Annotated in this window: 24 protein-coding genes and 1 tRNA gene; 9 read left to right on the forward strand and 16 right to left on the reverse strand. The window is 65.3% G+C overall.

Going from position 1 to position 26,633, the window contains the following annotated elements:
• Positions 1-28: 28 nt before the first annotated feature.
• Positions 29-107: transfer RNA gene (locus ACTIFF_RS15230), tRNA-Ile, on the reverse strand.
• 87 nt (positions 108-194) lie between these two features.
• Between ACTIFF_RS15230 and ACTIFF_RS15235 the strand changes: the two genes are divergently transcribed.
• Positions 195-1,358 carry an alkaline phosphatase family protein gene (locus ACTIFF_RS15235; RefSeq protein WP_439537596.1) on the forward strand — a complete coding sequence of 388 codons (1,164 nt, stop codon included), beginning with the start codon at positions 195-197 and terminating at the stop codon, positions 1,356-1,358.
• Here ACTIFF_RS15235 and ACTIFF_RS15240 read toward each other — a convergent pair.
• The 5 genes from ACTIFF_RS15240 to rpsU form a co-directional block, all read right to left on the reverse strand.
• Positions 1,343-1,774, reverse strand: a complete 432-nt coding sequence (locus ACTIFF_RS15240) for a CBS domain-containing protein (protein WP_439537597.1) — start codon at positions 1,772-1,774, stop codon at positions 1,343-1,345. The genes ACTIFF_RS15235 and ACTIFF_RS15240 overlap by 16 nt on opposite strands.
• Positions 1,775-1,826: 52 nt before the next feature.
• The gene (gene rpoD / locus ACTIFF_RS15245; RefSeq protein WP_439537598.1) at positions 1,827-3,881 is read right to left on the reverse strand and encodes an RNA polymerase sigma factor RpoD; all 2,055 of its coding nucleotides are present in this window, start codon (positions 3,879-3,881) and stop codon (positions 1,827-1,829) included.
• Between the two features lie 248 nt (positions 3,882-4,129).
• Positions 4,130-5,896 (reverse strand): DNA primase, encoded by a 1,767-nt coding sequence (gene dnaG / locus ACTIFF_RS15250; protein WP_439537599.1) that lies wholly within the window; start codon positions 5,894-5,896, stop codon positions 4,130-4,132.
• Between the two features lie 12 nt (positions 5,897-5,908).
• Positions 5,909-6,364: a GatB/YqeY domain-containing protein gene (locus tag ACTIFF_RS15255; RefSeq protein ID WP_439537600.1), complete on the reverse strand. Its 456-nt coding sequence runs from the start codon at positions 6,362-6,364 to the stop codon at positions 5,909-5,911.
• 118 nt (positions 6,365-6,482) lie between these two features.
• Positions 6,483-6,695 carry a 30S ribosomal protein S21 gene (gene rpsU, locus ACTIFF_RS15260; RefSeq protein ID WP_008061479.1) on the reverse strand — a complete coding sequence of 71 codons (213 nt, stop codon included), beginning with the start codon at positions 6,693-6,695 and terminating at the stop codon, positions 6,483-6,485.
• Positions 6,696-6,824: 129 nt separating this feature from the next.
• Between rpsU and tsaD the strand changes: the two genes are divergently transcribed.
• Complete coding sequence (tsaD, locus tag ACTIFF_RS15265) at positions 6,825-7,835, forward strand: tRNA (adenosine(37)-N6)-threonylcarbamoyltransferase complex transferase subunit TsaD (RefSeq protein ID WP_439537601.1); 1,011 nt, start codon at positions 6,825-6,827, stop codon at positions 7,833-7,835.
• Positions 7,836-7,845: 10 nt separating this feature from the next.
• Here the strand turns inward: tsaD and plsY are convergent, their stop codons facing one another.
• Positions 7,846-8,460, reverse strand: a complete 615-nt coding sequence (plsY, locus tag ACTIFF_RS15270; protein ID WP_439537602.1) for a glycerol-3-phosphate 1-O-acyltransferase PlsY — start codon at positions 8,458-8,460, stop codon at positions 7,846-7,848.
• A 63-nt stretch (positions 8,461-8,523) separates the two neighbouring features.
• Here plsY and ACTIFF_RS15275 point away from each other — a divergent pair, with 63 nt between their 5' ends.
• The gene (locus ACTIFF_RS15275; RefSeq protein WP_069039234.1) at positions 8,524-8,883 is read left to right on the forward strand and encodes a dihydroneopterin aldolase; all 360 of its coding nucleotides are present in this window, start codon (positions 8,524-8,526) and stop codon (positions 8,881-8,883) included.
• Here ACTIFF_RS15275 and ACTIFF_RS15280 read toward each other — a convergent pair.
• Positions 8,822-9,367 (reverse strand): methylated-DNA--[protein]-cysteine S-methyltransferase, encoded by a 546-nt coding sequence (locus ACTIFF_RS15280; protein ID WP_439537603.1) that lies wholly within the window; start codon positions 9,365-9,367, stop codon positions 8,822-8,824. The two genes, ACTIFF_RS15275 and ACTIFF_RS15280, sit on opposite strands and share 62 nt — an antisense overlap.
• Positions 9,364-9,948 (reverse strand): chalcone isomerase family protein, encoded by a 585-nt coding sequence (locus tag ACTIFF_RS15285; RefSeq protein ID WP_439537604.1) that lies wholly within the window; start codon positions 9,946-9,948, stop codon positions 9,364-9,366. Before ACTIFF_RS15285 ends, ACTIFF_RS15280 begins: the two co-directional genes overlap by 4 nt.
• A gap of 197 nt (positions 9,949-10,145) precedes the next feature.
• Here ACTIFF_RS15285 and ACTIFF_RS15290 point away from each other — a divergent pair, with 197 nt between their 5' ends.
• From ACTIFF_RS15290 to ybaL, 3 genes are all read left to right on the forward strand, one after another.
• A complete protein-coding gene (locus ACTIFF_RS15290) occupies positions 10,146-11,519 on the forward strand; it encodes a tetratricopeptide repeat protein (RefSeq protein ID WP_439537605.1) in 1,374 nt (457 codons plus the stop codon).
• Between the two features lie 9 nt (positions 11,520-11,528).
• The gene (locus ACTIFF_RS15295; RefSeq protein ID WP_439537606.1) at positions 11,529-12,929 is read left to right on the forward strand and encodes a FecR domain-containing protein; all 1,401 of its coding nucleotides are present in this window, start codon (positions 11,529-11,531) and stop codon (positions 12,927-12,929) included.
• Positions 12,930-13,070: 141 nt separating this feature from the next.
• Positions 13,071-14,729 carry a YbaL family putative K(+) efflux transporter gene (gene ybaL / locus ACTIFF_RS15300; RefSeq protein ID WP_439537607.1) on the forward strand — a complete coding sequence of 553 codons (1,659 nt, stop codon included), beginning with the start codon at positions 13,071-13,073 and terminating at the stop codon, positions 14,727-14,729.
• Between the two features lie 13 nt (positions 14,730-14,742).
• Here ybaL and ACTIFF_RS15305 read toward each other — a convergent pair whose 3' ends face one another.
• The 6 genes from ACTIFF_RS15305 to ACTIFF_RS15330 all read right to left on the reverse strand — a co-directional run bounded on the left by ACTIFF_RS15305 (position 14,743) and on the right by ACTIFF_RS15330 (position 22,212).
• Positions 14,743-15,339, reverse strand: coding sequence for a MarC family protein (locus tag ACTIFF_RS15305; RefSeq protein WP_439537608.1), 597 nt, complete (start codon positions 15,337-15,339; stop codon positions 14,743-14,745).
• A 172-nt stretch (positions 15,340-15,511) separates the two neighbouring features.
• Positions 15,512-16,768, reverse strand: a complete 1,257-nt coding sequence (locus ACTIFF_RS15310) for a glutamate-5-semialdehyde dehydrogenase (RefSeq protein ID WP_439537609.1) — start codon at positions 16,766-16,768, stop codon at positions 15,512-15,514.
• Positions 16,769-17,046: 278 nt separating this feature from the next.
• Positions 17,047-18,051, reverse strand: a complete 1,005-nt coding sequence (gene holA / locus ACTIFF_RS15315; RefSeq protein WP_439537610.1) for a DNA polymerase III subunit delta — start codon at positions 18,049-18,051, stop codon at positions 17,047-17,049.
• A gap of 5 nt (positions 18,052-18,056) precedes the next feature.
• Positions 18,057-18,572 (reverse strand): LPS-assembly lipoprotein LptE, encoded by a 516-nt coding sequence (locus ACTIFF_RS15320; protein ID WP_439537611.1) that lies wholly within the window; start codon positions 18,570-18,572, stop codon positions 18,057-18,059.
• A 14-nt stretch (positions 18,573-18,586) separates the two neighbouring features.
• Complete coding sequence (gene leuS / locus ACTIFF_RS15325; protein WP_439537612.1) at positions 18,587-21,223, reverse strand: leucine--tRNA ligase; 2,637 nt, start codon at positions 21,221-21,223, stop codon at positions 18,587-18,589.
• A 59-nt stretch (positions 21,224-21,282) separates the two neighbouring features.
• Positions 21,283-22,212 carry a mechanosensitive ion channel family protein gene (locus ACTIFF_RS15330; RefSeq protein WP_439537613.1) on the reverse strand — a complete coding sequence of 310 codons (930 nt, stop codon included), beginning with the start codon at positions 22,210-22,212 and terminating at the stop codon, positions 21,283-21,285.
• A 155-nt stretch (positions 22,213-22,367) separates the two neighbouring features.
• Here ACTIFF_RS15330 and uvrD point away from each other — a divergent pair, with 155 nt between their 5' ends.
• From uvrD to ACTIFF_RS15345, 3 genes are read left to right on the forward strand one after another with little or no spacing between them, the layout of a single operon-like run.
• A complete protein-coding gene (gene uvrD / locus ACTIFF_RS15335; RefSeq protein ID WP_439537614.1) occupies positions 22,368-24,593 on the forward strand; it encodes a DNA helicase II in 2,226 nt (741 codons plus the stop codon).
• 1 nt (position 24,594) lies between these two features.
• Complete coding sequence (locus tag ACTIFF_RS15340; RefSeq protein ID WP_439537615.1) at positions 24,595-25,497, forward strand: tetratricopeptide repeat protein; 903 nt, start codon at positions 24,595-24,597, stop codon at positions 25,495-25,497.
• The gene (locus ACTIFF_RS15345) at positions 25,494-26,093 is read left to right on the forward strand and encodes a poly-gamma-glutamate hydrolase family protein (RefSeq protein ID WP_439537616.1); all 600 of its coding nucleotides are present in this window, start codon (positions 25,494-25,496) and stop codon (positions 26,091-26,093) included. Before ACTIFF_RS15340 ends, ACTIFF_RS15345 begins: the two co-directional genes overlap by 4 nt.
• Here ACTIFF_RS15345 and ACTIFF_RS15350 read toward each other — a convergent pair.
• Positions 26,090-26,587, reverse strand: a complete 498-nt coding sequence (locus tag ACTIFF_RS15350; RefSeq protein ID WP_257081005.1) for a hypothetical protein — start codon at positions 26,585-26,587, stop codon at positions 26,090-26,092. The genes ACTIFF_RS15345 and ACTIFF_RS15350 overlap by 4 nt on opposite strands.
• Positions 26,588-26,633: the final 46 nt, after the last annotated feature.

A 26,633-nucleotide genomic window follows, 5' to 3' on the forward strand; every position in this document is an offset into this window, starting at 1 on the left:
AGCCGCGCACGGCTGGGGCTTTTGTGTCTGGTGGGCCCCCCGAGAGTCGAACTCGGCACCAACGGATTATGAGTCCGCTGCTCTAACCAAGCATGAGCTAGAGGCCCGGCAAGGGCGCGTACTATATCAAAGCGCCCTGGGGTTCGGACAACCGGACATCCAGACGGCGTGCCTTGTGGAGGATGCAGCGCGGCATGTGGCCGGATTTCGAAGGCGGGTCGATAGTCGATCTGATGGACAGCGTGGCGCGCGCGCGGGGTGGCATGGCTGCCGGGCAGGGGTTGCGCGACGTCGTGACGTCGGGCTGGCGCGACGCACGCACTGTCGTGCTGCTGGTGCTCGACGGCGTCGGCATGAAGCAGCTTGAGCTGCTGCCGGACGACAGCTTTCTGCGGCGCCACTGTGCGCACGCACTGACATCGGTTTTCCCTTCCACCACGGCGGCGGCGATCACGACCTTCATGACCGCGCGCGCGCCTGCGGTGCACGGATTGACGGGCTGGCACGTACGCTTCGACGAACCGGGTCTCGATGGGCGGGTGCTGGCCATCCTGCCGGTCACGCCACGCGGTTCGCACGACGTTTCTGCGCTGACGCCTGACGAAACATTGGCGCGGGTGTGCCGCACACCGTCGATGTTCGCTTCGCTGCCCGGCGACAGCTGCGTCGTCTCGCCGGCCGACATCGTCGATTCGCCGTTCAACCGGCGCCACAGCGCGGGGGCGCGGCGCATCGGCCACGATGGTTTTCCGGACATGCTGGACCAGATCGACTGCACCCTTCGAGCGCCGTCTCCACCGTCCTACGTCTATGCCTACTGGCCGGATTTCGATCATTGCGCCCATCAGTGCGGCGCGGCGTCTGACGAGGCAGGTGCCCTGCTGCGCGCAGCCGATGCCGCACTGGGCCGCTGGGTGAAGGCGCAGCTACGAGGCGACACGTTGCTGCTGGTGACGGCCGATCACGGTTTCATCAATGGTCCGCCGCAGCGCTTGATCGACATGGAGGACTTGCCACTGCTCGCCGATTGTCTCGCCAGTCCGCTGTCCGGCGAACGACGGACCGTGTTCTGTCACGTGAAGCCGGGGCGCGAGCGCGATTTCGAGCGCGCGGCGCAGGCGCTCGATCACGCCTGTACCGTGTGGCGCTCGGCCGATCTGCAGGCGGCCGGGCGTTTCGGGCCCGGTGCGCCCCATCCGAAGCTGCTGTCGCGCGTCGGCGACTTCACACTGGAAATGGGTGATGACTGGACGCTGCGCGACACGATGCCAGGCGAGCGCAGGCACCGTCTTGTTGGCGTCCACGGCGGTACGCACCCCGACGAAATGGGGGTGCCGCTGGTTCAGCTGGTGATATAGCTTTCGAGTTGCCGGATGAGGAACTGCTGGTAAGCGATGGTTTCCTTGACCATGTCGCCGATGGACACAACGCCGACCAACGTACCGGCTTCGTCGAGCACCGGCAGGTGACGGATGCGCTTGTCGGTCATCAGCTGCATCGCGTCGTCCACCGTATTGACCGGCGTCACGTGGATGAGCTTGCTCGTCATCACCTCGCGCAGCAGCGTCGTCGAAGAGCTTTTTCCTTCGAGTACCACGCGCCGGGCGTAGTCGCGTTCCGAAAAAATGCCGGCGAGCTTGCCGTCATCGGTCACCAGAACGGCGCCGATGCCGTGCTCCGCAAGAAGGCGCAGTGCGTCAAGCACCGTGCGCTCCGCCTCCATCGTTGCGATCTGGGCGGCTTTTCCTTCAAGTACCTGGGCTATCGTTTTCACGGTGCATCCTCCCTGTTGTCGATCAAGACTCCGGGTGAGGATGCACCCGAAATCAGGTCTCCGTGTCGAGGAAGCTGCGCAGCTTCTCCGAACGCGACGGATGACGCAGCTTGCGCAGCGCCTTGGCTTCGATCTGACGGATGCGCTCGCGCGTCACGTCGAACTGTTTGCCGACCTCTTCCAGAGTATGGTCGGTATTCATTTCGATGCCGAAGCGCATGCGCAGCACCTTGGCTTCACGCGGCGTCAGGCTGTCCAGCACTTCCTTCGTGATATCGCGCAGGCTGGCAAACAGCGCAGCGTCGGTCGGTGCCAGCGTCGCGGTGTCCTCGATGAAGTCGCCCAGGTGGGAATCGTCGTCGTCGCCGATCGGCGTTTCCATCGAGATCGGCTCCTTGCTGATCTTCAGGATCTTGCGGATCTTCTCTTCCGGCATTTCCATGCGGATCGCCAGCGTCGCCGGATCCGGCTCGGCGCCGGTTTCCTGCAGGATCTGCCGCGAAATCCGGTTCATCTTGTTGATCGTTTCGATCATGTGCACCGGAATGCGGATGGTGCGCGCCTGATCGGCGATGGAACGCGTGATCGCCTGGCGGATCCACCAGGTCGCATAGGTCGAAAATTTGTAGCCGCGGCGGTATTCGAACTTGTCCACCGCCTTCATCAGGCCGATGTTGCCTTCCTGGATCAGGTCGAGGAACTGCAGGCCGCGGTTGGTGTATTTCTTCGCGATCGAAATGACCAGACGTAGGTTGGCTTCGGTCATTTCGCGCTTGGCGCGGCGCATCTTGGCTTCGCCGGTGGACATCTGCTTGTTGATGTCCTTCAGTTCCTTCAACGGCAGACCGATGCGGTCCTGGATGTCGATCAGCTTGCCCTGTTCCTCGATGATGGCGGGCGCGGCGCGCAGCAATTGCGCGCCATTCGACTTGGCGGCGGTGATTTCACCCTTCAGCCAGTCGATGTTCACCTCGTTGCCGGGGAACACCTTGATGAAGTGCGAACGCGGCATGTTGCCCTTGTCCACACACAGTTCCAGGATCTTGCGCTCGTGCTTGCGTGCCGACTCGACCATGCCACGTACCGAATCGCACAGCTTTTCGATCATGCGGGCGGTGAAGCGGATGTTCATCAGTTCGTCGGACAACTGCTTCTGCAGCTTCAGGTAGATCTTGTCCTGCGAGCCCTTCTTGTCCAGCGTGGCCTGCATCTTCGTGTAGAAGGCGCGGATGTTCTCGAAGCGTTCGAGCGCGTCGGCCTTGAGCTGGATCAGCGAGGCGCTCATCGCGCCGGCTTCGTCTTCTTCTTCCTCGTCGTCCTCTTCGCTGTCCTCGTCGACGGCCGGTTCTGGCGCCGCTGCGGCTTCTTCCTCGACCGCATTCGGATCGATGAGGCCGTCGATCAGTTCGTCGATGCGCATTTCCTCGCGCGCCACCTTGTCGGCCATGTCGAGGATTTCGGCAATCGTCGTCGGGCAGGCCGAGATGGCCTGGATCATGTGGCGCAGGCCGTCTTCGATGCGCTTGGCGATTTCGATTTCGCCCTCGCGGGTCAGCAGTTCGACCGTTCCCATTTCACGCATGTACATGCGCACCGGATCGGTCGTGCGGCCGAATTCCGACTCCACCGTGGATAGTGCCTGCTCGGCTTCTTCCTCGACTTCCGAAGCATCGACCACGGCCGGGGCGTTTTCGCCCATCAGCAGGTCTTCCGATGCCGGCGCTTCGTCGAAGACACGGATGCCCATGTCGTTGAAGGTCGAAATGATCGACTCGATCTGTTCGGCATCGACAATGTCGTCCGGCAGATGGTCGTTGATCTCGGCGTAGGTCAGGTAGCCACGCTCCTTGCCGAGTGCGATCAGCGTCTTCAGGCGCAGGCGGCGCTGGTCGGCGTCCATCGGCAGTGCGTTTGCGACGGCGCCGGCTGCCTTGGCAGCCTTCAGTTCCTTCGCTTTACTGGCGGCCGTAGGCGGCTTTGCGGGCTTTGCGGCGCGTGCTGCGGCGGGCTTCGATGCAGCTGCTTCAGTCGGGTTGGGGGTGGCAACAGGTGTTTCCTCGACCGCTACCTGCTTGCGTGTATCCTTCGACTTGTCCTTGGCGACCATGTAATTCCTCAGATCTGCGTGTTACCAACGATATTCCGACTATCGGAAGATCGTCCGCCGGCATCGACGTGACATCCCGCGATGCGGCGGCCCGGAATGCTGCAAAGGCAACCGGCCAACTTTCTACGGTTCGAGTACGTTGCGCTCGACGAGTTCGGCAGTGCCCGGGAGGGCGCCGGCACCGCCGGTCGAACGTTCAATTGGGGAACCCATCATTATACGTGTTTTAGGGTGCGGGACGGCCTGTTTCAAGTGCCGGCCTTTTCCTTCAACAGGCGGTGCAGTTCTTCCTGCTGTGCGGCGGTCAGTCCGGACTGCCGGCTCAGTTCCGTCAAGCGCTTGATCGAATTCGATATTCCGGCGCGTCGCAGATGCAGGATGGTGTCGTCGAACATATGGGGCAGCGCGCCTTCATCCGCCACCTCTTCAAGCGAGCTGGCTGCGGCTTCGGTCATCAGCGTCCCGTGCGGGCTGTCCCGGAAGAATTCCATCAGCGCGGCGGCGTTCGGCGATTCGATGTCGCCATGTTCCAGGCAGTCGGCCACGGCCTGCACCGCCTGCAGCCAGCTGTCTTCCTCCACGAATTCCAGATGACCCAGCCGCAGGCTCAGTTCCGGGTGCTGCATCACGATGCACAGCAACTTGCGGGCGGGTGAGGACGGCGCTGTGCGTGGCGCTGCTGCCGGCGCGCGCGCTGGATAGCTGCCGCGGCGCGGCATGCGCAGCCCGCACGCCTCGGCCAGCTCGGCCGCAGACAGCCCGACTGCCGGCGCCAGCAGATGCAGCAGCTGGGTGCGCAGTGCGCCGGCCGGCACCTGCGTGACCAGCGGTTTCGCCTCCGTCACCAGCTGCGCACGCCCTTCGGCGCTGCGCGTGTCACAGCGCGCCCCGAGTTCGTGCAGCAAGTATTCGCTCAGCGGCTGTGCAGACAGCGCGAGCTGGCGAAAGCGGTCGGCGCCCTGTTCGCGCACGAAGCTGTCCGGATCGTGTTCCGGCGGCAGGAACAGAAAGGACGCGGATCGACCGTCTGCGAGTTCAGTCAGCGCCGATTCGAGCGCGCGCCAGGCCGCCTTGCGACCGGCGCGATCACCATCGAAGCAGAACACGATTCGATCTGTCTGGCGGAACAGCTTGTGGATATGGTCGGCCGTGGTGGCGGTACCGAGCGTGGCGACCGCATTGCCGACGCCGAACTGCGCCAGCGCCACCACATCCATATAGCCTTCGACCACCAGCACGAAGCCGTCGTCGCGGATCGCCGCACGCGCCTGCGTCAGCCCATACAACTCGCGACCCTTGGAGAACAAGGGGGTTTCCGGAGAATTCAGGTACTTCGGCTCACCCTTGTCGAGCACGCGGCCGCCGAACCCGATCACGTTGTTGCGGGCATCGAAGATGGGAAACATGATGCGGTCGCGGAAGCGGTCATAGCGCCGACCTTTTTCCTGGCCGTCGGACGCCTCGGCGTCGATGACCAGACCGCACTCGTTCAGCCCGGGCGCCTCGTAGTCGTCAAATGCGTCGCGCAGCCCTTGCCAGCCATCGGGCGCATAACCGATGCCGAAACGTGCCGCAATCTCGCCTGACAGACCTCGTCCCTTCAGGTACTCGATGGCGCGCGGTGACTTCTTGAGCTGCTGCTTGTAGTGATTCGCGGCGCGCGCCATCAGTTCGGTCAGCGAAGCGGCCTGCTGGCGGCGCTGTGCCATTTCCGGCGTGAAGTCCTCGCGCGGCACGGTCATGCCGGCCTGGCGCGCCAGTTCCTCTATCGCTTCCGGATACGGCAGGCCGGAATATTCCATCAGGAAACCGATGGCGCTGCCGTGGGCGCCGCAGCCGAAGCAGTGATAGAACTGCTTGGTCGGGCTGACCGTGAAGGAGGGCGATTTCTCGCTGTGGAAGGGGCAGCAGGCCTGGTAGTTGGCGCCGGCCTTCTTCAGCGGCACATGGCGTTCCACCACATCGACGATGTCGACCCGGTTGAGCAGTTCCTGAATGAAGGACTGCGGGATCATGCCCGCTCCCGGTCAGCCGCCAGCGCCGCCGAGTGCGGCCTTCACGAGTGCCGACGCGGCGGCCATGTCGGTCTTGCCGGCCAGCTTCGCCTTCAACGGACCCATGACCTTGCCCATGTCTGCCGGACCGGTTGCGCCGACAGCCGCGATCACCTCGGCGATGACTGCACGAACGTCGTCTGCACCCAGTTGCTGCGGCATGTAGGCAGTCAGGATTTCGAGTTCGGCCTTTTCCGCGTCGACCAGATCCTGCCGGCCTGCGCCTTCGAATTGGCTGATCGAGTCGCGCCGCTGCTTGAGCATCTTGTCGATGACCGCGGTGATCTGTGCGTCGTCGAGCACGATGCGTTCATCGACTTCCTTCTGCTTGATCGCCGCAAGCAGCAGGCGAATCGTGCCCAGACGCGCACTGTCCTTGGCGCGCATCGCCGATTTCATGTCTTCGGTGATCTGGTCCTTCAGGCTCATGGTCGAGTGCTCGCAGCGAAAACGATTGAAGGGGCGCAACAAACACAAAAAGCCGAAGGCGCTGTCGAGCGCATCCGGCTTTTCGATTCAAGCCCTGCAGCCTTGCAGGGCCCGGCGATCAGTACAGCTTCGGCGGCAGGGTCTGGCTGCGCAGCCGCTTGTGATGGCGCTTGACCGCGGCAGCCAGCTTGCGCTTGCGCTCGGCGGTGGGCTTCTCGTAGAACTCGCGTGAGCGCAGTTCGGTCAGCGTGCCTGCTTTTTCGATGGTGCGCTTGAAGCGACGGATCGCCACTTCGAACGGCTCGTTTTCCTTGACGCGAATACCCGGCATGCAACAGCCCTCAATGGCGCGCCCGCTTCTCTGAATGAAAGCGAACGCATAACGGAAAGCCGGTGAGTATATCGCCTAGTCGGAGTTGTGCCAAGCCTGACCGACGTTGCGGCCCGTACAATGTCGGCCATGTGGATACTTGGCATCGAATCGTCGTGCGACGAAACCGGTCTGGCGCTCTTCCAGGACGTGCGCGGGCTTGCGGCGCACGCCGTCCATTCGCAGATCGACCTGCATCAGGCCTACGGTGGCGTGGTGCCCGAGCTGGCATCACGCGACCATGTGCGGCGCATCGTGCCACTGTACCGCCAGGTACTCGCGGAGGCAGGAGTCTCCGCAGGCGACATCGATGCGGTGGCCTATACGGCCGGACCGGGTCTGGCCGGGGCATTGCTGGTTGGTGCCGCGTTTGCTGAGTCGCTTGCCTTGTCGCTGGGTCGGCCCGCGATCCCCATCCATCACCTTGAAGGACATCTGCTGTCGCCACTGCTGTCGGCCGACCCGCCGGCGTTTCCGTTCGTGGCGCTGCTGGTGTCGGGCGGACATACACAGCTGATGCGGGTGACCGGCGTCGGTGCGTATGAGTTGCTTGGCGAAACGCTGGACGATGCGGCAGGCGAGGCGTTCGACAAGACCGCCAAGCTGCTTGGCCTGCCCTACCCGGGTGGCCCGGCGCTCGCTGCACTGGCCGAGCGTGGTGTGGCGGGTCGTATGAGGCTGCCGCGCCCGATGCTGGGCAGCGGGGATCTCGATTTCAGTTTTTCCGGGCTGAAGACCGCGGTACTGAATACGGTCAACAGGGGCGTCGAGGACGCTGCCCGGGCAGACCTCGCGGCTGAATTCCAGGAGGCAGTGGTCGACGTGCTGGTCGCAAAATGTCTTGCCGCACTGCGCCACACCCGCCTGAACCAGCTGGTCGTGGCCGGAGGCGTCGGCGCAAACCGGCGCCTGCGCAGCCGGCTCGATGTGGAACTCGCGCAGCGGCGTGGCCGTGTGTTCTACCCGGAACTGGCGTTGTGCACCGACAACGGCGCGATGATTGCCTTCGCAGGTGCGTTGCGGCTGGCAGCCGGCCTGGCGCACGCGTCGACCGGCGGCGAAATCGCCGTGCGGCCACGCTGGGCGCTCGATACGATCTGATCGTGCCGGATCAGCCCGCGGCGGTTTTCTTGCGTCCTATCCGGCTTTCGCTGCCATTCATCAGACGGCGGATGTTTTCGGCGTGGCGCCAGATCAGCAGCCCGGCCATCGCTGCGAATGCACCGCACACGACGGCCGAGCCGGTGTAGAGCAGGCCGGTGATCGGGGCGCTGCACGCGGCGAGCAGCGCGGCGAGCGAGGAGTAGCGCGTGATCGCCGCGACGCCTGCCCAGATGCCAAGTGCGATGACCCCTGCCGGGGGTACGGCAACCAGCATGACGCCGGCCGCCGTCGCGACGCCCTTGCCGCCGCGAAAACCCAGCGTGGCCGGGAATACATGGCCGACGAACGCCGCGACGCCAGCCAACAGGGCTGTCGTGTCGCCCATGCCCAGTGCGCGCACCACCCACACTGCGACGCACCCCTTCAGCGCGTCACCGAGCAGGGTGAGGATCGCCGCTTTCTTGTTGCCGGAGCGCAGTACGTTGGTGGCACCGGGGTTTCCCGAGCCGTAGGTTCGCGGATCGGCGAGTCCGAAAATTCTGCTGGTGATGACGGCGAAGGGGATGCAACCGAACCCGTAGCCGATGACGAGCGCGAGGGCGATGCTTGAAGCGGTATTCACGATATGCGACGGGCCCGACGTAGAATCCGTTCATTCTAGTTCCACACGGGCAGCACGCGAGTCATGGACTGCATATTCATAGAAGGCATGAAGGTGACCGCTTCGGTCGGTATCTACGCCCGCGAAAAGGCGCATACGCAACAGCTGGAAATCAGCATGACCTTCGGCGTGCCGGATGCTGCAGCTGAAAATGATGACATCAACGACACCATCGACTACGCCGAAGTGGTCAATCGCATCCGCGCAGAACTGGGGCAGCGCCACTTCAACCTGCTGGAAACGCTGGGCGAATTCGTCATCCACATGATGCTCGAAGACTTCAAGGCGCCATGGGTGAAGATATCGATCGCCAAGACCGGCATCATGAAAGATGTGCGTCAGGTCGGTGTGACGATTGAGCGGGGCCGTTCGCCGACAGCGTGAAGCCGCCCGCGGCGGCCTCGTGTGCCAGCAGCCAGCGCTTGATGCCGGGCAGGAAGCCGGCCGTCGAATGCGCGAAGCCACCCAGCCTGCCGCCGGCCGCAACGATGCGGTGGCAGGGAATCACGACTGGAAACGGGTTGGCGCCGCAGGCGCCGCCCACCGCGCGTGGCGAACTGCCGATCTGCGCTGCGACTTCGCCGTAGGTCAAGGAACTCCCCGGTGAAATCGCTCGCATCACCTCCCAGACCGCGCGTTGGTGCAGCGTGCCGGCGGCGGCGAGCGGCAGGTCGAACGGGGTCAGCGGATCACGCAGATAGGCCGTGAGCTGGGTAGTGACTTCGCGGCCAAGGGCGCAGCGCGCACTGCGCGTCAGCCCGGCAGGGAGAAATTCGATGCCGGCAACCATGTCCGCTGCCAGCCGAACGCCGAGTGCGAAGCCGGGTGCGCCGACGATGACGTCCCAGTCGCCGTCCGACGTACTCATGGAACGAAACGGCCCGCCAGCAACTGGACCTTCAGATCGTCCTGCGTGGGTACCGGGCCGATCCACACCGCGAGCAAGCTGCGAAAGAAGTCTTCGCCTTCGATCATGGTGCTCGAGGGCCGGCCATCAACCACGATGCGCGTGCCGCGACCGGGTATCCAGTCCAGCGCCAGCCGGCTGCCCGATTTCACCGACCCGATTGCCAGCACCTGTTCCGAAAACGCTTTGATGCGTGGCTGCATGGCTTCGTACTCGTCACGCGGCAGGTTTTTCTTGATGCCGCGGATCAGCGGCTTGTTGAAGTGCTCGGCCGGTACATCGACCATCGACACGATCTCGATCCGCTTGGCGCCCGGCACTGCCATGGCGCTGTCGAGACTGTCGGCGGGCGCGCCCAGATAGAGTCCGATGGCGTACGCCTTGAGCGAATAAAGGCTGCGAATGCCTTCGCCATTGAGCTTGAGTGGCGCATCGGCGACGCGGGTGACGGGTTCGAAACGCTGCGTCGCGGGCTCTGCGGCATGCAGCGGAACCGAAAGGAAAAACAGGACAACAACCAGCGCGAGGACGCGTGACGGCATGCGGAACTCCGTTTTGGCGAGCGCTCGATTATCCCGCGCAGTCGGCCGATGGCAACGTCGACGTGGCGAAGATGACAGATTTATTGACGAAAGAGCGTTAAAAGACAATCGCAACCTATTGTTTTTCATGTCTTGAGATGCAAAGATCGAGGGCCTGAATATTCAGTTGCCGCATGTTTCGGCGGCAGGGAGAGCACATGAGAACAACGACGAGGTCAGCGTGGCGTATCCGTCCGACGTCCGCTTCAGGTCTGCGACGATGGCTGTACCTTCCGGCCGTCGTGCTGTGGTTGGGTAGCCAGGCCCATGCGCAGTCGGTCACCGAACAGGCGGCCGCACACATCGAAGCCGGGCGTCATGCAGCGGCCTATGCCGTGCTGGCGCCGCAGGAAAGCGAACGTGCCGGCGACCCGCAATTCGATCTGCTGCTCGGCATCGCGGCGGTCGAAACCGGTCGCCATACGCTGGCGGTGTTCGCACTCGAACGGGTGCTGGCGTTGCAGCCGGACAACGCGCGTGCCCGCGCCGAAATCGGTCGCGCCTATCTCGCGCTTGGCGAATCGGCGAGCGCAAAACGCGAGTTGCAGGCGGTGCGCGGACAGAACGTGCCGCCTGAGGTCGCCCGCTCGCTCGATCGCCTGCTGTCGGCGATCGATCGTGCGCCGACCGCGCCCAGACCGTCCTTCTCCGGCTTCGTCGAGGCGGCGGTCGGGCGCGATACCAACGTCAACAGCGCCACATCGGCCGGTTCGATCGCAATTCCGGGTCTGATCGGCGACTTCACGCTGACCGGCGACAGCCGCAGTCGCGACGCCTGGTTCTCGTCACTCGCCGGCGGCATCAATGCCCGAATTCCGGTCAGTCGCGAGTGGGCGGTGGTGGGGGGTGCGTCCGGTGCCGGTCGATTCAACGGCGGTGAATCGCGCTTCGACACGACCGCGGTCGACGGCAATGCAGGCGTCGCCTGGACGCGTGGCGCCAACCGCGTCACCGCGGCGTTGCAGGGCGGCATCTTCGAGGTGGACAGCGACAAGCTGCGCGACTACACCGGCCTGAGCCTTCAGTGGCAGCACACGCACGACGCGCGCAACCAGACGACTGCCTTCATGCAGCATGTACGCCTGCGCTACGACGGCAGCAACGACGTGCGCGACGTCAACCGGAACATCTACGGCGTCGGTCACGCCCACGTGCTGCAGGGTGGCAAGACGATGATGTTCGGCAGTTTCTACCTGGGCAGTGAAACCGGTCGCAACGATCTGCCTTCCGGCGTCAATATCGCCGGCAACGATGTCATCGGCTTCCGTGTCGGCGCCCAGCACACGCTCGACCCGCGCTGGCTGCTGTTCGGTGCGCTCGCTCATGAAGCACGTGATTACGAGAATGCCGACCCCTTGTTCCTGCGCGTGCGCGACGATACCTTGACCACGCTGTCGCTCGGTGCAACCTATGCGCTGACCGAACGCTGGTTGTTGACGCCGTCGGTCACACTGATGCGCAACGATTCCAGTTTCAGCATCAACGATTATCGCCGCGGCGTTGCGCAGTTCGCCGTGCGCCGCACGTTCTAGGAGATCGCCATGACCCGGATTTTCAGGCCAGTCCCGCTGGCGCTCGCCATGGCGGCCGCGTTTCCGCTCACCGTGAATGCCGACAGTGCGGCGCGCGTGGAATTCACCGCCGGCGAAGTCCGCGCGGTTGCGGCCGACGGACGCAGCCGCCCGCTGACGCGCGGCGCGCAGGTGGGCAGTGGCGACACCATCGACACCGGCAGCGGGCGTGCCCAGATGCGCTTCACCGACGGCGCACTGGTGTCACTGCAACCACAGACACAGTTCCGCATCGACCAGTACGCATTCGCCGGCAAACCGGACGAGGACCGCGGCTTCTTCAACCTGCTCAAGGGCGGCCTGCGCACCATCACCGGGCTGGTCGGCAAAGCGAATCGCAGCAACTACAAGCTCACCACCTCGGTCGCCACCATCGGCATCCGCGGCACCGAGTTCTCCGTGGCCTACGGCAACAGCATCAATGTCACGACCGGCGATGGCGCCGTCGATGTGTGCAACGGTGCCGGATGCCTGACGGTCGAGGATGGCCAGAGTGCCTACGTGGCCGACCAGAACACGATACCCGTCATCATCGAGGTGAAGACGGACCTTCCGCCGCCGCCGCCGTCGAACGCGTCGGGTGGCGTCGAACCACCGGTGCGCGATGAAGTCTTCCTCGTCGGCGAGGAACGCGATGACGACGGTGACCTGGTCACGCTGGACGGACTGGATCCGCAGGGCGACCTGCAGTCGGGCGATGGTTACTACGTGTATGGGCAGTACACCGAACAGTACGGCGGCTATGGCGGTCTGGTCACGCTGAGCGGTGTGACCACGGCGTTCGAAGGCAGCGCGCTCGAGTCAGCCGACAGCGGCGACGGCGGTCTGCTGACGGCAGGCACCGTCGTGCAGTCGGCACAGGACGGCATCATCGGCTGGGGCCGCTGGGCCAGCGCGTCGTGCGCCGGCTTCTCGTGCGATGGCGATGACATCGTCGACCTGCATTACGTCACCGGCCGTGCCACGCCGGATCTGGCGGCGCTCGGCGGCATCAGCGCAACCTACAGCCTGAGTGGCGCAACGACGCCGACCTCTTCCGGAGGCGCGCCGGGCGGCGCTGTCAGCGGTACGCTGCTGGCCGATTTCACCAGCTACACGGCCGATCTGGATCTCGGCGTCACTGTCAGCGCGGTTACCTTCAACGTCTCCGGCTCGGGATCGATCAACTCGGGTACGGCCGCCTTCGCCGGCTCCTTCGACAGTTGCAGCGGCTGCGGCAGCACGCCCAACGGCAGCTTCCATGGCTTCTTTGCCGGACCGTCAGCCGAGCGGGCGGGGGTGGTGTACTCCTTCGACAGCGCCATCAACGGCATCGACAAGGTGACGGGCGCCGCGGTGTTCACCAGGGGTGTTTCAGGCCTCGACAACTGACGCAACGCGTTCCGGCGGCCCGGCAAACCCGGGTCGCTCAGCTACAGCCCGTTTTTACGCGTTCTGTTCCGACGCTGAGCGAACGATCTTCGCGCAGCGCGGTCATGCTCCGTCGGCAGATAAAAACGGACACCACGCAACATGCCCCATCACACCCCGCTGATCACGACCATCGTCGGAGGTCTCGTACTGGCGTTCATCTTCGGCTCGCTGGCACACCGCTTCCGCATGCCGCCGCTGGTGGGCTACCTCGTTGCCGGCATCGCGGTCGGTCCGTTCACGCCTGGCTTTGTCGCCGATGTCGCGCTGGCGCAGGAACTGGCCGAAATCGGCGTCATCCTGTTGATGTTCGGCGTCGGCCTGCATTTTTCGCTGAAGGACCTGATGTCGGTGAAGGGCATCGCCATTCCAGGGGCGATCGTGCAGATCGGCATCGCCACGCTGCTCGGCATGGCACTGGCCTGGGCGATGGACTGGACTGTCGGGGCCGGTATCGTGTTCGGGCTGGCGCTTTCGGTCGCCAGCACGGTCGTGCTGCTGACGGCGCTGCAGGAGCGGCGGCTCGAAACCACCCGCCGCGGGCGCATCGCCATTGGCTGGCTCATCGTCGAAGACATCGCCATGGTGCTCGCGCTGGTGCTGATCCCCGCCTTCAGCGGTCTGCTCGGCGGTCAGGGTGAGGCGCTGAGCGGCGATGCGCTGCTGAAGACGCTCGCCATCACGCTGGGCAAGGTGGCCGCTTTCGTCGTCGTCATGCTGGTGGTCGGACGCCGGGTGATCCCCTGGACGCTGGAACGCATCGCCGATACCGGCTCGCGCGAGCTGTTCCGGCTCGGCGTGCTGGCCATCGCGCTCGGCTTCGCACTCGGCTCGGCCTATGTATTCGGCGTGTCGTTCGCGCTGGGCGCCTTCTTTGCCGGCATGATCCTCAGCGAATCCGAACTGTCGCACCGTGCGGCGGAGGAGTCGCTGCCGCTGCGCGACGCTTTTGCCGTGCTGTTTTTCGTGTCGGTCGGCATGTTGTTCGATCCGTCCATCGTCGTGCGCGAGCCGCTGCTGGTGCTCGCGACCGTATTCATCATCGTCATCGGCAAATCGATTGCTGCGGCGGCCATCGTGCGTGCCTTCGGCCATCCGCTCAGCACCGCGCTGACGGTGTCGGCCAGCCTGGCCCAGATCGGCGAGTTCTCGTTCATCCTCGCCACGCTGGGTCTGTCGCTCGGGCTGCTGCCGGAAACCGGGCGCGACCTGATACTGGGCGGCGCCATCATTTCCATCCTGCTCAATCCGCTGCTGTTCGTTGCGCTGGACCGCCTCAAGCCGTGGCTGGAAGCGCGCGAAGGCACGGCGAGCGCGGTCGCGCCGGATCCATCGGCCGCAACCGAAATCGAAGGTCATGTCGTGCTGGTCGGCTTCGGCAAGGTCGGTCACCGCATCGTGATGGCGCTGCTGGAAAGCGGGCGCAAGGTGGTCGTCATCGAGGACCATGCGGAAGTGGTCGAAGCATTGAACGGTGACGGCATTCTCGCGCTGTACGGCAATGGTGCCGCGCCGGGCATGATGGAAGCGGCGCGCATCGAGAGCGCGCGTTTCCTGCTGGTCGCCATTCCGGATGCGCTGGAAGCCGGTCAGATCATCGAGCACGCCCGGCGCCTCAATCCGGACATCGAGGTCATTGCGCGTGCCTACACGGACGCCGAACTGGCGCACCTGGAAAAGCACGGCGCGACGCACACCGTCATCGGTGAGACGGAGATCGCGCGCGGCATGGCGCAGCGGGTCATCGACGCGATGGTCTGACTCAAAGGATGTCTCAAAGGGTGTCGATGAAGTTGCGGATGCCGGCCAGCAGCATTTCGATCGAGATCGCACACAGCAGCAGTCCCATCAGACGCTCCAGCGCAGCTGTGCCGCGTTCGCCGAGCCGGCGGATCAGCGGTCCGGCGGCCAGCAGCACGACCGTGGTGACGGCCATGGCGGCGCTCATCGCGCCCAGCCACGTGTAGAAGCGTTCCGGCTCGCGCGACACCAGCAACATCACCATGGCCATCGCCGACGGTCCGGCGATCAGCGGAATCGCCAGCGGCACGATGAAAGGCTCGCCACCCGACCACTCGCCGAACACGCCGTCGGGCTGGTGAAAAATCATGCGCAGCGCGATCAGGAACAGCAGCACGCCGCCGGCGATGCCGAGCGACGTTTCCGACAGCTGCAGCACACGCATGACGGATTCGCCGGCGTACATGAACAGCACCAGCGCCAGCCAGGCTGCGCAGCACTCGCGCAGGATGACGAGCCGGCGCCGCTCCCGCGGAACGTCCTTCATCAGCACCGTCATCACCGGCGCGTTGCCGAACGGATCGAACAGCAGCAGAAGCAGGATGCTGGCGGAGAGGAAGCTGTCGGACATTCTCGGGAGTCAGGACGTGTGCGTGGGGTGGACGTTGGGCATCGCTGCGCTCACCCCAACCTACGGAGTGCGACACGCACGTACGGTGAGCGCAGCGATGCCCAACAAGACTCCCCGAAAGACTCGCCCCTTGCCGAAGCACGGACAAGCGCCCCGCTTACGGTACGGACTCTCAGGACCGCACCTGGCCGTCTCCCAGCACCACCCATTTCTGGCTGGTCAGACCGTCGAGGCCGACCGGACCGCGTGCGTGGATCTTGTCGGTCGAAATGCCGATTTCCGCACCCAGCCCGTACTCGAAGCCGTCGGCGAAGCGGGTCGATGCGTTGATCATGACCGATGCCGAATCGACCTCGCGGATGAAGCGCATCGCCCGTGTGTGGTTTTCGGTGACGATGGCGTCGGTGTGCTGCGAGCCCCAGCGGTTGATGTGATCGATCGCCTCATCGAGCGAATCGACGATGCGCACCGCGAGGATGGGCGCCAGATATTCGGTCGCCCAGTCTTCGTCGGTGGCGGCCGTCATCGCCGGCACCAGCGCGCGCGAACGTTCGCAGCCGCGCAGTTCCACACCCTTGCCGAGGTAGATGTCGGCCAGCCGGCCGAGCACGCGGGGTGCCGCGGCGACATGCACCAGCAGCGTTTCCATCGTGTTGCAGGTGCCGTAGCGGTGGGTTTTCGCGTTGTCGGCAATGCGCACCGCCTTGTCGTCGTCCGCCTGCTCGTCGATGTAGACATGGCAATTGCCGTCCAGATGCTTGATCACCGGCACCTTGGCATCGCGCGAAATGCGTTCGATGAGCCCTTTGCCGCCGCGCGGCACGATCACGTCGACGAACTGCGGCATGGTGATCAGCTCACCCACGGCCGCGCGGTCGGTGGTGTCGACCACCTGCACTGCGGTGTCAGGCAGGCCCGCCGCGACCAGGCCTTCACGCACGCAGGCGGCGACCGCCTGATTGCAGCGCGCCGCTTCCGAGCCGCCGCGCAGGATGGCCGCGTTGCCGCTCTTCAGGCACAGCGCGGCCGCATCGGCCGTCACGTTCGGCCGCGCTTCGTAGATGATGCCGATCACGCCCAGCGGTACGCGCATCCGGCCGACCGTGATGCCGCTCGGCCGGCGCTTGAAATCGGTCATTTCGCCGATCGGATCGGGCAGCGCGGCCACCTGTTCCAGACCGGTCGCCATCGCTTCCACACCCTTGGCGGTCAGCGTCAGGCGGTCGATCATTGCCGCGTCGAGGCCGTTGTCGCGCGCGGCGGCTACGTCGGCTGCGTTCGCTTCGAGCAGCTGCGGTGCGCGCTCACGCAGCAGTGCGGCGATACGCATCAGCGCATCGTTCTTCACCGCGGTCGACGCCTGCGCGACGACGCGTGACGCGGCCCGGGCCTGACGGCCCAGCGTATTCATGTAGTCCTTGATGTCCATCTTGTGTCCTGGAGTGCTCGGTCGCGGTGACTGCGGGTAAAGGCGGATGAAAGCAGAAAGCGCGGCGGCGTGCCACCGGTTTCTGGCAAGCGAGGGGCCGGGGTGGGGGTGTTGGGCATCGCTGCGCTCACCCCAACCTACGAACTGGGCGCGGGCGGTGGTGCTGCGCATGGTTCGGCGATGCGACGCCGGGTCGCGGGTTGTAGGTTGGGGTGAGCGCAGCGATGCCCAACAGCAATCCGTTACTCACGAACGACCACCTGCCCCCGTGGCAACGCTCAGCGTGCGCAGACCCTGAGCGCGATCTGCAGGAACTCGTCCCACACATCGCCGCGCGCAACACCCTTGATCATGCGGTCGAGCCGCGCTGCCTGCATCAGCGCCGTGCGCGTGGCACCGGATGACAGCCGCGCGAGTGCGCGCCGGTAAGGCGACTGGCGGGCGCCGAAGATGCGGGCGGTGGCGAGGGCTTCGTCGGCACTGCGGCCGGCGTCCATTTCGGCCCGCGCAATGGCCAGCGTGCGCAGCTCGGCCACGATGATCCACAGCACCAGCGGTGCGGCCACGCCTTCGGCGCGCAGGCCGTCGAGCAGCCGGCTCGCTCGCGCCGCATCGCCGGCCAGCAGCGCCTGGCGCAGGTCTTCCACGTCGTAGCGCGCGACGTCCATCACCGCGTTGCGCACCTGTTCCAGCGTGAGTTTGCCCGGTGGATGCAGCAGCCCGAGCTTCATCACTTCCTGATTGGCGGCCAGCAGATTGCCTTCGACATGGGTTGCCATGAAGTCGAGCGCGTCCCGATCCGCGCTTTGCTGCTGTCGAGCCAGGCGCGCGGCCAGCCAGTCCGGCAGGCGGTCGAGCGGCGGCGCGTTCAGCTCCATCACCACGCCGGTCGCCGACAGTACGGCGAACCAGGCGCTCTTCTGCGCCTTCCAGTCCATCTGCGGCAGCGTGATCAGCGTCACCGTCCCGGCGGGCGGACTGGCCGCAAAGCGCGTCAGCACGTCGCCGCCGTCGCGCCCCGGTTTGCCGGTCGGAATGCGCAGGTCGATCAGCTTGTCGCCTCCGAACAGCGACATATTGCCGGCCGCCTCGGCCAGCGCCGACCATTTGAAGTATTGCGTCACCACCAGCACTTCGCGTTCGGTGAAGCCGCGCGCGCGCGCCGCGGTGCGGATCGAATCCGCCGCTTCGATGACCAGCAGCGGCTCGTCGCCGTGCAGCACGTAGAGCGGCGCAAGCGTGCCCTTCAGGTGGCTGTCGAGCTGTTCGGTGCGCAGCAGCATGCGGGTCAGGCGGGCTTTCTCTTGATGGCCTGAAGGCGGCGGAGCAGCTGCTGCACCACGTCAGCCTGCATTTCGGTGTACAGCAGCAGTTCTTCTTCCTGCTTGGCCAGCACTTCGACGTCGTTGAAGGTCAGGTCACGCCGCACTTCGATGGTCGACACCGGCGCGATTTCCTCGCCCTTCGGGCTCCGGACCTTGAATCCGAAGCGCTGGCGCAGCTGGTACTCACGCACCCGGCCGGCAGAGTTCAGGCTCAGGATGACCTTTTCGATCCGGTTTTCGGTGATGTCGATGACGGCTTCGGCGTCCTTCATTTCATCGGTGACGCGGGTCGTGCTCTGGGCGTCGATGGCGCGCCGGATCTGTGCCGTCATTTCCGCGTAGGGGCTGGCATTGATGAACACGGTCGCGAACGGCAGGTCGCGAACGCCGCGCAGCTGGAAGCCGCAGGCGCCGAGCAGCAGCGCACTGCCGGTGGCGGCGATCAGGCTGCGGCGGACCTTGGAATCAGGGGCAGTCACACGTTTCTCCCGTGTCAGCACACGATGTTGATCAGGCGGCCCGGCACCACGACAACTTTCCTTGCCGGCTTGCCTTCCATGAATTTCTGCGCTGCTTCGCTGGCCAGGGCCTGCGCCTCGATGGCGTCCTTCGACGCGTCGGCAGCGATACGCAGGCTGCCGCGCAGCTTGCCATTGACCTGCAGCATCAGCTCGATTTCGTCCTGCACCAGCGCCGAGTCGGCGGGTTCGGGCCAGGACGCGTTCAGGATGTCGTCGCCGAAGCCGCAGTCGCGCCACAGCACGTGCGTGATGTGCGGACAGATCGGCGACAGCACGCGCAGCAGCATCGACAGGCCTTCGCCGATCACTTCTGCCGCAAGCGCGCCGTCGCGCGGCGCCTTTTCGAGCGCATTGAGCATTTTCATCGCGCCCGACGCGACGGTGTTGAACTGCTGCTTGCCCAGATCGTAGCTGGCCTGCTTGAGCACCAGATGCAATTCGCGCCGCAGATCGGCCAGCGCAGTCGGCAGCTTCGCGCCGTCGAGCGTGGGGCGCGCCGGCATCCGGGCGCGCAGGTCGGCGTCGAAGCCCTGTGCGAAGGCCCACACCCGCTTCAGGAAGCGGTGCGCGCCCTCGACGCCGGCGTCGTTCCATTCCAGCGTCTGTTCCGGCGGGCTGGCGAACATCATGAAGAAGCGTGCCGTGTCGGCACCGAACTCGTCGATGATGGATTGCGGATCGACGCCATTGCGCTTGGACTTGGACATGGTGCCCATGCCCTGGAAATCGACCGGCTGGCCATCGGCGATCAGCGTGGCGCCGGTGATGCGGCCGGCATCGTCGCGCAGCGGCGTCACCTCTTCCGGCGCGTAGTACTCGATGCCGCCCTTGTCGGTGCGGCGCGAATAGATGTGGTTCAGCACCATGCCCTGCGTCAGCAGGCGGCCGAACGGTTCGGTCACCGTGGTCAGCCCCATGTCGCGCATCACCTTGCACCAGAAGCGTGAATACAGCAGGTGCAGGATCGCGTGCTCGATGCCGCCGATGTACTGGTCGACCGGCATCCAGTAATTGGCGCGCTGATCGACCATGGCGCCGTCGTTGCCGGCCGAGCAGTAGCGCGCGTAGTACCAGCTCGAATCGACGAAGGTATCCATCGTGTCGGTTTCCCGCTTCGCAGGCGCGCCGCAGGTGGGGCAGGCGACGTGGATGAAGTCGTCGCGTTTCAGCAGAGGGTTGCCGGATCCATCCGGAATGCAGTCTTCCGGCAGCACCACCGGCAACTGCTCGTCCGGCACCGGCACGTCGCCGCAGTGGTCGCAGTGGATGATCGGTATCGGGCAGCCCCAGTAGCGCTGGCGCGACACGCCCCAGTCGCGCAGGCGCCACTGGATCTTCTTTTCGCCCCCTTTTGCGTCGAGATCGGCCGCCACCGCGTCGACCGCCGCTTCGTAGCCCAGTCCGTCGTACCGGCCGCTCGCGGCGCACACGCCGTCCTTCGAGGCGTACCACTCGGCCCATGCGTCGGTCGAGAACACCTTGTCGCCGAGCGAAATCACCTGCCGGATCGGCAGGTCGTATTTCTTCGCGAAGCCGAAGTCGCGCTCGTCGTGCGCCGGCACGGCCATCACTGCGCCGTCGCCGTAGCTCATCAGTACATAGTTGCCGACCCACAGCGGAACCGCTTCGCCGGTCAGCGGATGCACGACGGTCAGTCCGGTCGGCAGGCCTTCCTTGTCCATGGTCGCCATGTCGGCTTCCATCACCGAGCCGTGCTTGCACCTTTCGATGAAGGCCGCCAGTTCGGGGTTGTCGCGCGCGGCATGCGTGGCCAGCGGATGTTCGGCGGCCACGGCGCAGAAGGTGACGCCCATGATGGTGTCGGCGCGGGTGGTGAATACCCAAAGCTTGCCGTCGTCGATCAACGCCCCCGCGTCGTCGCGGATGTCGTGCGTGAAGGCAAAGCGAACGCCGGTGCTCTTGCCGATCCAGTTCGCCTGCATGGTTTTCACGCGTTCGGGCCAGCCCTCCAGCGTGTCGAGATCGTTCAGCAGTTCGTCGGCGTACTGCGTGATGCCGAGGTAGTAACCGGGGATCTCACGCTTTTCGACCAGCGCACCGGTGCGCCAGCCGCGGCCGTCGATCACCTGTTCGTTGGCCAGCACGGTCTGGTCGACCGGGTCCCAGTTCACGACCTGCGTCTTCTTGTAGGCGATGCCCTTTTCCAGCATGCGCAGGAAAAGCCACTGGTTCCACTTGTAGTAGGACGGCTGGCAGGTGGCCAGTTCGCGGCTCCAGTCGATGGCGAAGCCCAGCGACTGCAGCTGCTGCTTCATGTAGGCAATGTTGTCCCAGGTCCACTTCGCCGGCGGCACCGCGTTCTTGATTGCCGCGTTCTCGGCCGGCAGGCCGAAGGCGTCCCAGCCCATGGGCTGCAGCACGTTGTAGCCGCGCATGCGGTGAAAGCGGGTCAGCACGTCGCCGATCGTGTAGTTGCGCACATGGCCCATGTGCAGCTTGCCCGACGGGTAGGGGAACATCGACAGGCAGTAGTACTTCGGGCGGCTCGCGTCTTCGACCGCCCTGAAGGCGTGCGTCGTGTCCCAGTGCTGCCGGGCGGCGGCCTCGACGGCGGACGGCGTGTAGGCGGAGGTCTGTTTCTGTTGCATGGCGCGGGTTTGCAGCGAAGGTGGGGGATGCAAACCCGCGATTATAGGCTGTGCAGACCCTAGGCAGAGGACAGCTTGCGCGGCGCCAGCCGGCCACTCATCTGATCGATCAGCGCCTTTTCGGTCTCGCGCGCGAACGACAGCGTGATCTGCGGATACGGGATTTCGTGGCCGCGTGCATCGAATTCGGCTTTCAGCCGGCGCATGAACTCGCGCTTCACCTCCCACTGCGCCAGTGCCACCACCTTCAGCCGGGCGCGCAGCGTCACGGTGGAGTCGTCCCACGACTGGACGCCGGCGATGTCCAGATCGCCCAGTATCTTCGGTCCGAGCTGTTCATCCTCGCGCAGGCCGGTGGCCACTTCCTTCATCACCTCGAAGATGTCATCCACCCGCTCGCGGTAGTGCACGCCGACGTCGAGCACGGCGTGGGCGAATTCGCGCGAGCGGCTGGTGACGGTCGTGATTTCACCGTTCGGCACGAAATGCACATTGCCCTCGTAGTCGCGCAGTCGCACGTAGCGCAGGGTCACTTCCTCGACTGCGCCATCGTGGCCTGCAATGCTCACCACGTCGCCGACCCGGATCTGGTTCTCGAGCAGCACGAAGAAGCCGGCGAACAGGTCCTTCACCAGACTTTGCGCGCCGAAACCGATGGCGATGCCGGCGACGCCCGCGGTGGCGAGCAGCGGTGCGACCGACACGCCGAGCACACTGAGCACCAGACCGCAGGCGATGACGAACACCACCACCGACGCGGCATAGCGTGCCACCCGGACCAGCGTGTCGATGCGCTTGACGTCTTCGGTGCAGTCGGTGCGACTCTTCAGCGCGGCGTACACGAGATTGATCGCGCGCCGCGCCGCCAGGCGCAGCCCCCACGCCAGCAGCAGGATGAAGCCGAGCCGTATCGACAGGTCGAGCAGCAGAGGCAGGCGTTCCATCGCCCAGCCGTAGAACCACGTGGTCCATTGTGTCCATTCGGCCATTCTTGTGTTCTCCCTTGCAGTGAAGTCATCTTTCCCGACACCCTCATGTCGTGACGGTTCCCGTCGTGACGACATCGAAAGCGGGAGCCGGGCAGGGTGAGGGCGGGTCGTCGCCCACCGCTGTAGTGGCGGGCTGCGCGGTTAGAATCGGCCGGATGAACGCAAATCCGCTCCTCGCCGGTCTGAATGAACCGCAGTTCCAGGCTGTCACGCTGCCCTCGCAATCGGCACTCATCCTCGCCGGTGCCGGCTCCGGCAAGACGCGCGTGCTGACCACCCGGCTCGCCTGGCTGATTTCCACCGGCCAGGTGTCGCCGCACGGCATCCTGGCGGTCACCTTCACCAACAAGGCGGCCAAGGAAATGCTGGCGCGGCTGACCGCCATGCTGCCGATGAATACGCGCGGGCTGTGGATCGGCACCTTCCACGGGTTGTGCAACCGCATGCTGCGCGCGCACTGGAAGGAAGCCGGCCTGCCGCAACTGTTCCAGATTCTGGATTCGGCGGACCAGCTGTCGGCCATCAAGCGCCTGCTGAAGGCGCTGAACATCGACGACGAAAAGTTTCCGCCGCGCGAGTTGGGGTACTTCATCAATTCGGCCAAGGAACAGGGCCTGCGGCCGCACGAGGTCGAAGCCTTCGACGACTTCGCACGCCGGCGCGTCGAGCTGTATCAGGCCTACGAGGCACAGTGCCAGCGCGAAGGCGTGGTCGATTTCGCCGAACTGCTGCTGCGCTGTTACGAACTGCTGACGCGCAACGAACCGATCCGCGCGCACTATCAGCGACGCTTCCGCCACCTGCTGGTCGACGAGTTCCAGGACACCAACGTGTTGCAGTACCGCTGGCTCAAGCTGCTGGCCGGTCTGGGCTCCGAACATCAGGCAGCGGTGATGGCGGTCGGCGACGACGACCAGAGCATCTACCGCTTCCGCGGCGCCGAGGTCGGCAACATGCGCGACTTCGAGCGCGAATTCCATGTCGACAATGTCATCCGGCTGGAGCAGAACTACCGCTCGCACGGCAACATCCTCGATGCGGCCAATGCCGTCATCAAGCAGAACACCGGACGGCTGGGCAAGAACCTGTGGACCGAAGCCGGCAGCGGCGAGCCGCTGCGCGTGTACGAGGCGTTCAACGACATCGAGGAAGCGCGCTGGGTGGTCGAGGAAATCAAGGCGCTGATCAACGACGGCGCGGCGCGCTCCGACATCGCGCTGCTCTATCGCAGCAATGCGCAGTCGCGCGTGCTCGAGCACGCACTGTTTTCAGCCGCGATTCCTTACCGGGTGTATGGCGGCCTGCGTTTCTTCGAGCGGCAGGAAGTGAAGCACGCGCTGGCCTACATGCGACTGATCGCCAATCCGCACGACGATACCGCCTTCACCCGGGTGGTGAATTTCCCGACCCGCGGCATCGGCGCCCGCTCGCTCGAACAACTGCAGGACGCCGCGAAGGCGTCCGAGTCCAGCCTGTACGGCGCGCTGAACCTGCTGACCGGCAAGGCGGCGCAGTCGGTCGGCCATTTCATCGATCTGGTCGATCAGCTGCGCTTTGCGTGCGAAGGTCTGACACTGCCGGAAATGGTCGAACAGGTGCTGGAATTGTCGGGCCTGCGTGCCCACTACAAGACCGAGAAGGAAGGTCAGGAACGCATCGCCAACCTCGATGAAATCATCAATGCGGCGAGCAATTTTATCTCTGAAGAAGGCTATGCGCAGGTGGCGGCCGAAGACGAAGCCGCACCGCCTGATCCGCTCGCCGCTTTCCTGTCGCACGCTTCGCTGGAAGCCGGCGAACACCAGGCGGACGCCGGTCAGTCGGCGGTGCAGCTGATGACGGTGCATTCGGCCAAGGGTCTGGAATTCGATGCGGTGTTCCTGGGCGGACTGGAGGAAGGTCTGTTCCCGCACGAGAACTCCATTCTCGAGCGCGAGGGGCTGGAGGAAGAGCGGCGGCTGATGTACGTCGCCATCACCCGCGCGCGCAAGCGGCTCTATCTGTCGTTTGCCCAGTCGCGCATGCTGCACGGCCAGACCCGCTACAACCTGCGCAGCCGCTTCTTCGACGAGATACCGGCCGAGTTGATGAAGTGGCTGACGCCGCCGGCCACGGCGCGTGGCTTCGGCAGCTTCGGCCACGCGGCGGTGCCGCCGCCGCCCGCCAGCAGCAACCCGCGGACCTTCGGCAGCGGCCGCAAGTCGCCGTCGAGCAACGACACCGGTTTTCGCATCGGCCAGCAGGTCAGCCACGCGAAGTTCGGCAGTGGCGTCATCGTCAGTGCGGAAGGGTCCGGCTCGGACGCCCGGGTACAGGTCAATTTCGGTCGCGAAGGCGTCAAGTGGCTGGCGCTGGCCGTGGCGAAACTGAGCGCGGCCTGACATGAACCGGCGCGTCGCCTTCCTGTTCTGCGCGCTGCTGTCCGGTGCGGCCGGGCAGGTCGCGGCCAGCGATGAGTGGCGCACCGCGCATCTGCGGGGTGAATGCGAAACGGCTCTGGCCGAGGCGCGCACCGCCGCGGACGCAGGCAGCGCCGAGGCCCTGCTGCAATTGTCCGACTGGCATTTCTTCGGCACCTGTCTGGACAAGGACGACATTGCGTCGGCGCGCTTCGCCCTGCAGGCGGCGCAGGGCGGGCTGCCTCGCGCCCAGGCGGTGGTCGGTCAGCTGTATGCCAGTGGCCTCGGTGTCGGACGCGATGATGCCGAAGCGCGTCGCTGGTATCTGCTGGCAGCCGACGCCGGCGATGCCGAAGCCATGCTGCTGCTGGCGCGCCACCTGGAAGCCGATAGCACCAGCCCGGTCGCCGCCGATGTCGCGCTGGCCTGGGCCAACCGCTCGGCGGAAGCCGGCTATGCACCGGCGTTCGTCCATCTGGCCCAGCTGTACAGCGGCGGCGGTGCGCAGACCGACTATGCAAAGGCGGCGCAATGGCTAGAACGGTCCATCGAGTCCGGCTACAAGGACAATGGCGTGTGGGTGGCCTATTCCTGGGCCTGCCTGAACCTCGGCCGCTACGATGACGTGCTGCGCGCAGCCGATCAGGTGCCGAAGGAAGCTGCTGAATACAAGGCGGCGCAGATCAACCGTGCGCACGCGCTGTTGCTGAATGGCCAGATCGGCAATGCACGCGAGGTCTATGCCGCCAACCTCACGCTGCGCGGCGAAGACGAATTCCGTCGCATCCTGCGCGACGACTTCGCCGAACTGCGCCGCTCCGGCCGCGCGCACCCGGCGATGGCACGCATCGAAAAGCTTTTCGCCATCGGCGCAGCCCCGCAGTGAGCCATCAAGCGGTGCATAGCGATCGCTATCGGCGCTACGCCGAACTCGCTGCTGAACAGGCAGAGGGGCGCGACTATCGCGTCACCGCAGTACGTCGCGGCAGCGGTATCGCCGTGATCGCCCCGCACGGCGGGCGCATCGAACGCGGGACGTCCGAAGTCGCGCGCGCTATCGCCGGCGAGGATCTGGACCTGTATCTGTTCGAAGGCTGCCTGCCGTCACTCAATTTCGAAACCCTGCATCTGACCAGCCGGCATTTCGACGAGCCGCGTGCGCTGGCGCTGATCGCCGGCTGTCACACGGTGCTGGCAGTACACGGCGTGGCCGACACCGGTGAGCGCGCGTTGCTCGGCGGGCGCGACAGCGCGCTGGCCTGCAGGATCGCCGACCGGCTGTTCGTACGCGGCGTGCGCGCACAGGTGTCGGGTCATCGTTACCCCGGCCGCGATGCCGCGAATGTCTGCAACCGCGGAGCGAGCGGGCAGGGCGTACAGCTTGAATTGAGCGACCGCCTGCGTGGCGGGCCGCTGGAACCTGCAGTGGTCGAGGCGTTACGTCTGGCGCTTCTTGACAGGCTGAGCGCCAGCGAATCCTAGCTGCCGCCGCGCAATGGCGCCGCGAGATCACCTGAGCAATTCAGGTATTGCGCCGTGACATCGCGCGGTGCCGGACCGGTGAACGGGATTTCGATGTCGCCGCCGACCTGCCCCAGCACCAGCGTGCCGCCGAAGAACATGAAATTGCGCATCAGCGTCGCCCAGTCCAGCCGCGCGTCGGCTTCGAAGCCGGGCAGCGTGAGCAGACCTTCGTTGGGCACCAGCAGCACGGCCGGTCTGAACTGGCCGATTTCGAGCCGGGCCAGCACCGGCAGCGCACCGCCGCCGGCCGGTGGCCTGACTTCCACCCTCGCCGCGACGTCGTCACCGACCCGTTCGCGCAGGATCTGGATGTCCCAACCCTGTATCGACACCGCGCTGCCGCACCGGCGCGGCCAGCCGCTGTCCAGACCGACCACCGCGCGATAGCTGCCGGCCGCGCCAGCGGACACGGTACCCAGACAAAGCAGGAGGAAGAGGAGGCTGCGAAGCATGGCGGTTCAGACACGGCGAAGCGGCTGCGAGTTCGACCGCACGTTT

Origin of the sequence: Methyloversatilis sp., from assembly GCF_051861465.1 — a bacterium.
Classification (GTDB): Bacteria; Pseudomonadota; Gammaproteobacteria; order Burkholderiales; family Rhodocyclaceae; genus Methyloversatilis.